Below are 4,493 nucleotides of genomic sequence, written 5' to 3'. Positions count from 1 at the left end.
TTGGCGGGGCTCTGGGCTTGATCAGTTGCTGTGACATGGCCATCGGCACCGACGACGCGCAATTTTGTCTGTCGGAAGTCCGTATTGGCCTGGCCCCCGCGGTGATCAGTCCTTTTGTAGTGCAAGCCATTGGCGAACGTGCCGCACGGCGCTATGCATTGACCGCCGAGCGTTTTAGCGGAGTTCGCGCCCAAGCTATCGGTTTACTCGCCGAGTGCTATCCGCCGGCTGAGCTTGACCAACGGGTCGAGCAATGGATCGACAACCTCCTGCTTAACAGCCCGCAAGCGATGCGTACCAGCAAAGACCTGATGCGAGAAGTGGGCAACGGTGCGTTGACCCCTGCCTTGCGTCGTTATTGCGAAAACGCCATTGCACGGATTCGTGTCAGCGCAGAGGGCCAGGAAGGCTTAAGGGCCTTTCTGGAAAAACGCCCGCCCGCCTGGCAACCCGAACTCAATAAGGAGTCGCGCCCATGAGCGCTTCGCAAACGTCTCAGTCTTTAAGCCCTGCGCCATTGTTAACGCGTATTTTGGTCGCCAACCGTGGGGAAATTGCCTGCCGCATCATGCGCACCGCCAAAGCGCTTGGTCTGACCACCGTGGCGGTGCACAGCGCCACGGATCGCGACGCCCGACATGCCCGCGAAGCAGATATACGGGTCGATTTGGGCGGCAGCAAAGCGGCCGACAGTTACTTGCTGATCGACAAACTGATCGCGGCTGCCAAGGCCAGCGGCGCCCAGGCAATCCATCCGGGTTATGGATTTTTGTCGGAAAACGCCAGTTTCGCCCGCGCCATCGAAAATGCAGGGCTGATCTTTCTCGGGCCGCCCGCCTCCGCCATCGACGCCATGGGCAGCAAATCTGCAGCCAAAGCGTTAATGGAAGACGCTGGCGTGCCACTGGTGCCGGGTTATCACGGCGCCGCACAGGACCTCGACACTTTCCGCGCGGCCGCTGAGCGCATCGGTTACCCCGTGTTGCTCAAGGCCACAGCCGGCGGCGGTGGTAAAGGGATGAAGGTCGTCGAACAGGTCAGTGAACTGGCTGAAGCATTAGCCTCCGCCCAGCGTGAAGCGCTGTCTTCGTTCGGCGACTCGCGGATGCTGGTAGAAAAATACCTGCTTAAGCCACGTCATGTGGAAATCCAGGTGTTTGCCGACCAGCATGGCAATTGCCTGTACCTCAACGAGCGTGACTGCTCGATCCAGCGTCGCCACCAAAAAGTCGTCGAAGAGGCGCCGGCACCGGGCCTTAGTCCGCAATTGCGGCAGGCGATGGGCGAAGCCGCTGTTCGCGCCGCGCAGACCATCGGCTACGTGGGCGCCGGCACGGTGGAGTTTTTGCTGGACTCACGCGGCGAGTTCTTCTTTATGGAAATGAACACCCGCCTGCAGGTCGAGCATCCGGTGACTGAAGCCATTACCGGCCTCGACTTGGTGGCGTGGCAAATCCGCGTGGCTCAGGGCGAGCAGCTACCGATGACTCAAGCGCAGGTGCCCCTGATCGGGCATGCGATTGAAGTTCGACTTTACGCCGAAGACCCGGCCAACGATTTTTTGCCCGCCACCGGCACATTGGCCATCTATCGCGAGTCCCCGGCCGGTCCCGGACGTCGGGTAGACAGTGGCGTGGCTGAAGGCGACAGCGTCTCGCCTTTTTATGACCCCATGCTCGGCAAGCTTATCGCCTGGGGTGAAAACCGCGAGCAAGCACGCTTGCGATTACTGGCGATGCTGGACGAGTTTGCTATCGGCGGATTGAAAACCAATCTGGCGTTCTTGCGCCGCATCGTCGCGCACCCTGCCTTCGCCGCAGCGGAGCTGGATACCGATTTCATTCCGCGTTATCAGGATCAGCTGTTGCCCGCTGCGGGCGAACTGTCGGTTGAGTTTTGGCAGGCGGCCGGCGAAGCGTTCAGTCAAAGCCAGGCAAATGTTGTTCGCCAGGACGACCCGTATTCTCCATGGTCGAGCAATCGCGGCCTGCGGGCTGGGCTGCCGGCAGAAATAGACTTGCATCTGAGCTGTAACGGGCAAAAACAGGTGATCCAGTTGCGTAACAGCAGCGCCTCGCTGGCCGTGTTACAGGGCGAACAGCTTATCGTTGAGCACGACGGTGTGCGCCGCCAGCACCTTGCGATCCGTAAAGCAGATACGCTTTACCTGCAGTGGGACGGCGAGCTGCATACCATCAAACGCCTAGACCCTATTGCCGACGTCGAAGCAGCCCACACCCAACAAGGCGGCCTAACTGCACCCATGAACGGCAGCATCGTGCGGGTGTTAGTCGAGGCCGGGCAAGCAGTCGACATCGGTACACAACTGGTGGTGTTGGAAGCCATGAAAATGGAACACAGCATCCGCGCACCGCATGCAGGCGTGGTCAAGGCGGTGTATTGCAGCGAGGGCGAAATGGTCAGCGAAGGGACGATATTGGTGGAGTTGGAAGAGGCGTAATTGCTGAAGGCAATAGAGGAGTTCTTCAACCTCGACGCTCACAGTTGAGAATTTTTCTCAAATAAACAAAGAAAAAGCTTTTACATGCAAATGATAATGATTAGTATTGCTGCAACTGATCGCAAGATCGGTCTGGTAATCAGGAGCCTTAGGTCGGCTCCGGGTTATCTCCTCATCAGGCTAATCACGGTTTTGACCCGGCTTTTTGCCGGGTCTTTTTTTGCGTTCGTTTTCTTTGGTGTAGAGTACCTGCCTTATTTGGCACTACCGTACCCAGGAAACAACCGTGACCCAAACCTCTCTCAAAATCAGCGCTGATTTCGACAGCGGCAACATCGAAGTCATCGACGCCAGCAATCCCTCACTCACGACGCTGGCGATTCGCCCAGACACCCATAGCCCGCACTTCCAGTGGTTTCACTTCAAAGTTGAAAACCTGCAAGTAGGGAGTGCTCATGCGTTCAGCCTGATCAACGCCGGCAAGTCCAGCTACAACAGTGCCTGGAGCGGCTACAACGTCGTGGCCTCCTACGACCATGAAAATTGGTTTCGTGTGCCTACCACCTACGACGGTGCAGCCCTCGATTTCAGCCTCGCGCCGAGCGAACCACAGGTTTATTTCGCGTATTTCGAACCCTATAGCCGTGCGCGTCACGATTGGCTGATCGACCAGGCAATTAATAAAGCGGGCCTTGCGCTGGTTGCGACCGGCAAGAGCAGCGAAGGCCGTGATATTCAGATGTTGCGCAAAGGCGATGGCGCCGTTGGCAAGCGCAACGTCTGGATCATCGCCCAGCAGCATCCTGGCGAGCACATGGCTGAATGGTTCATGGAAGGCTTGATTGAGCGCTTGCAGGACCAAGCTGACCCGGTAATGCAGCAGTTGCTGGCAACCGCCAACCTGTATCTAGTGCCGCACATGAACCCGGACGGTTCATTCCATGGGCATTTGCGCACCAATGCGAAAGGCAAAGACTTGAATCGTGCCTGGCAGAACTCCACTGAAGAGCTGAGCCCGGAAGTGTTTTTCGTTCAGCAGCAGATGGAGAAATACGGCGTTGATCTGTTCCTCGACATACACGGTGACGAGGAGATTCCTTATATCTTCGCCGCTGCTTGTGAAGGCAATCCAGGCTACACGCCGCTTCAGCAGCAGCTGGAGGAGCATTTTCGCCGTCGTTTGAGCGAGATTACCAGCGACTTCCAGTCCCGCTACGGCTACCCACGCAGCCGCCCCGGTCAAGGCAACCTGAACTTGGCGGCCAATAGCGTCGGCGAACGTTATAAATGCTTGTCGCTGACGCTGGAAATGCCGTTCAAAGACAACGACGATGCACCCGATGCGCTGACCGGCTGGTCGGGGAAACGCTCCAAGCAACTGGCCAAGGACGTATTGACCACGATTGCGGAAATGGTCCCGGTCCTGCGCTGAAAGCACGATTCCTTTAGGAGCGTGCTTGCTCGCGATGGATCGCGAAGCGGTCCCAAAACGCTGACATCATCATCTATTGAAAAAATGATGTTGCTTAGTTTACGACTGCTATGCAGCCGATCGCGAGCAAGCCCGCTCTTACACGTTTGATATGTCTCCTGCCGTCCTGCTCCTCCTTCAATCCTTCCCGTGCAGCATGCTGTCCAGTACTTCGTCGCGGCGAACGAAGCCGTGAAACAACGCCGCCGCCAAGTGCAGCAAAATGGTCAGAAAGAACAGATACGCCAGATAGGTGTGGGCCTTGCGCAGAATCGCGAAGGTATGTGGGTTGGCGGCGAGGATGGACGGCAATTGTATTGAGCTGCTCAGCATGACCGGGTCACCGGCGGCCGAGATCATCGCCCAGCCAATCAATGGCATCGCCAACATCAACGCGTACAACACGTAATGCGAGAGCTTTGCCGCCAGCACCTGAACGCTTGGCAAATCCGACGGTAATGGTGGTTGGGCGGTAGAGAAACGCACCACAAGACGCACGATGACCAGCAGCAATATGGCGATGCCCAACGGTTTATGGATGTGCAGCAGCCATTCATGCCG

General features: G+C 57.4%; 4 protein-coding genes. 3 read left to right on the top strand and 1 reads right to left on the bottom strand.

The features are described 5' to 3' along the window. From M0974_RS04535 to M0974_RS04525, 3 genes are all read left to right on the top strand, one after another. On the top strand, positions 1 to 479 hold a 479-nt coding region (locus M0974_RS04535), incomplete at its 5' end, for an enoyl-CoA hydratase-related protein (RefSeq protein ID WP_297833344.1). After that, complete coding sequence (locus tag M0974_RS04530; RefSeq protein WP_297833342.1) at positions 476 to 2,461, top strand: acetyl/propionyl/methylcrotonyl-CoA carboxylase subunit alpha; 1,986 nt, start codon at positions 476 to 478, stop codon at positions 2,459 to 2,461. The genes M0974_RS04535 and M0974_RS04530, both read left to right, overlap by 4 nt. A 286-nt stretch (positions 2,462 to 2,747) precedes the next feature. Further along, on the top strand, positions 2,748 to 3,893 hold the full coding sequence (locus M0974_RS04525) for a M14-type cytosolic carboxypeptidase (protein ID WP_297833340.1): 1,146 nt from the start codon (positions 2,748 to 2,750) through the stop codon (positions 3,891 to 3,893). Between the two features lie 177 nt (positions 3,894 to 4,070). Here the strand turns inward: M0974_RS04525 and M0974_RS04520 are convergent. Beyond that, positions 4,071 to 4,493, bottom strand: a 423-nt coding sequence (locus M0974_RS04520; RefSeq protein WP_297833338.1) for a cytochrome b/b6 domain-containing protein, incomplete at its 5' end; no start/stop codon positions are given.

It is taken from the genome of Pseudomonas sp., from assembly GCF_026224925.1.
Classification (GTDB): Bacteria; Pseudomonadota; Gammaproteobacteria; order Pseudomonadales; family Pseudomonadaceae; genus Aquipseudomonas.
Note: the sequence above shows the minus strand (reverse complement) of the source record. Positions and strands in the feature narration are given on the sequence as shown.

What these genes read in the sequence shown, in the direction of transcription:
- M0974_RS04530 (WP_297833342.1), top strand. Translation starts at nt 476, where the DNA reads ATGAGCGCTTCGCAAACGTCTCAGTCTTTAAGCCCTGCGCCATTGTTA.